Source organism: Scytonema sp. PCC 10023 (genome assembly GCF_963920835.1).
Taxonomy (GTDB): Bacteria; Cyanobacteriota; Cyanobacteriia; order Cyanobacteriales; family Nostocaceae; genus Kalymmatonema.
The window spans coordinates 1-2,486 of the sequence record NZ_CAWUDP010000254.1 but is presented as its reverse complement, the minus strand read 5'-3'; the positions used below and the strand labels follow the sequence as shown (position 1 = coordinate 2,486).

Annotated in this window: 1 protein-coding gene; it reads right to left on the bottom strand. The window is 48.3% G+C overall.

Annotated features, from left to right (window positions below; all coding sequences use genetic code 11):
- Positions 1 to 2,388: CHAT domain-containing protein (locus tag ACM0OZ_RS48445; RefSeq protein WP_414590090.1), on the bottom strand; the 2,388-nt coding region annotated here is incomplete at its 3' end.
- Between the last annotated feature and the right edge of the window lie 98 nt (positions 2,389 to 2,486).

Below are 2,486 nucleotides of genomic sequence, written 5' to 3'. Positions count from 1 at the left end.
TTTGCCCGTGCTGGTGTCCCACAGTTTCACCGTGTTGTCAAGACTTCCTGAAGCCAGAATCTTGCCATCCGGGCTGAAGCTGACGCCATTAACCTGTTTTGCGTGTCCTCCCAACGTGTTTGGAACTACAACATTATGCACTGTATTGAGTAACGTCAGTTCCACTTGTCTGCGAGTATCCGCATCCACCCAAGGTGTACTTTGCATTTTCTCTACCGCTCTCAAACTTGTTTCTAATGCTTCCCGCCCATTTAAATTCAACTGTCCATCTGAAGTCTTCGCTAAAGAATTGATTTCATTGATAGCAGCACTCCACCAACCCACACCCGCCACCCCTACTAAACCCAGTGCTACCACTGAAAAACTACTCAACGCCAAGTAGATCCGTCGCTGTAGCCGTTCCTTTTCTTGCTGTCTACGCTGTTCCTGTTTCTTCTGTTGCTCCTGTGATGCCAAACTCTGCTCAATCAATTCTCGTTCTGCTGTGCTGAGTTCATCTTGACGCTTGTCTAACCACTGTTGCGCCTCTACCAGGGACAACCCTCGCAACAATGTACTCTCGTCTTTACCCATTGCTTCCCATTCCCGCATCCGCCCTTTGAGCCTTTCTTGCCAAGTGCGAAACTCCCGGTGCTCGTTCATCCACTTTTGCAGTTGCGTCCATTGGCGAATCAGGGCTTCATGCACGACCTCAACTGTTTCTGCTTTGTTCTCTTCATCCCGCCCGGTTACCACCAATCGCTGCGACGCCAGACGTGTGACCAAATCCCAATCCTCTTTTCTGAATGCATCCCGAGTTGCAATACATCTGGTGTCCTCCGTCCCTTCCCCCGGACGTACCAGCTGAATGAATATTTTCTCTACCCGTTTCTGGTCGGCATCACTCAAGTGCTCGTATACCGCTTGTGCATGGTTTGCCAACGCTTTTGTCACTCCCCCAATCTCTTCATATGCCTGATGTGTCAGTTGTCCTTGCCTTTGCTTTGACCACAGTTGGGTTAGGGCAAATTCCAGTAAGGGTAGATTTCCTGGCTCATTTTTGACATCCAACAGTATCCGCTCTGTCAGCCCTGATTCCAGTGTGACTTCCATTTTCTGTGCTGGTATCTCTATTGCCTCCTCCATCTCCTCTTGTTTCATGGCAAGGAGAAATTGGGGCTTATACAGCTGTAATGCTTCGCTAAAGGGAGTATAACTCAGAACATGGCTAAAAAAGTCCGCCCGCAATGTCAACGCTATCGTTAGATCATGTGGTGCTGATTTCACTGCACTCAGCAATGTATCCACAAACTGCTGTTGCTCAAACACGTCCTGACACAGAGTGTACAACTCCTCAAATTGGTCAATCACTAACAACAGTCTTTTGTGCGGATATCGTTCTGTCAGACTTGCCATCACTTGCGATAAGGTGACATCTCCCTGTCGCATCTGCTTTGATAACTCTGCGGCTTTTGCTATTTGTTCAATTGCATCAGCTTCTGGTTTGAGTAACCGCACCAATGCCGCCGCCAGTCCATAAAACGGTTGACTTTGAGGACGAAATGTCTCAATCAGCCAATTCCCCATCGAGCGCAACTCTGGTATCAATCCGGCAAACACCACACTCGACTTGCCACTACCACTTGAACCCATCACTGCCACTAACGGCTGTGACTGCGCTAGTTGAACTAAACTGTTGACAAATTTCTCTCTACCAAAAAAGAATCCTGCATCTTCCTGTGCAAATGCTAGCAATCCCTTGTACGGATTCGGCGGTACCACTTCTATTGCTGCTTGAGTTGCCAATCCATCCGACACCGCAACCGTCTGCTGTTTTTTGAGCAACACTGGCGTGTGCTGCTCCATAAACCTTACTATCTGGGAGCAGCCTAACTCGTAGGCAAACTCTACCCCTTCCCCTGCCCCAATCCCATCATAAAACGCCACGGCAAATGCAATGGCCGCTTTGTCTCCCACCGCTTGGTTCATTCCAATCACATAATCTATATGTTGGCTGATGGCTTGTGCTTGAATGAGTGAGTAACAAGCGTTTAACACCACACACTCCACTCCCTTTGTTGCAAATAGCTTAAACAGGCTTGCCAACTCCTGCGCTTCTACACACGCCACTTGCCCGATTTCATCTTCTAGAACAATTCCATCCTCTCCGGCTCCATGCCCACAAAAGTGTATTATCTGTGGCTGAGTGTCCAACACTGCTCGGTAGAAGTCCCTTAAGCGCACCGCCCATTTTGCCCTCAACTGGAACTGTTGGCGCTTCGCTGCTCTTTGCAATCCCTCTTCTATCTCCCTCACCTCTAGATCCAGTCGCAGTTGCGAGGTATTTCTCGGATTGGCTGCCAGTAGTAGTATTGTTTTGACTGTGGTCACGCGTGTGTTATTAGTCATGTCAACGTACACATTAGCAGCACTCACCTTTTGGATTAACCGAACTCAGACAACTTCTCTACTTCTGGTTATAGATGAAATTTACATCAGCTTATGCA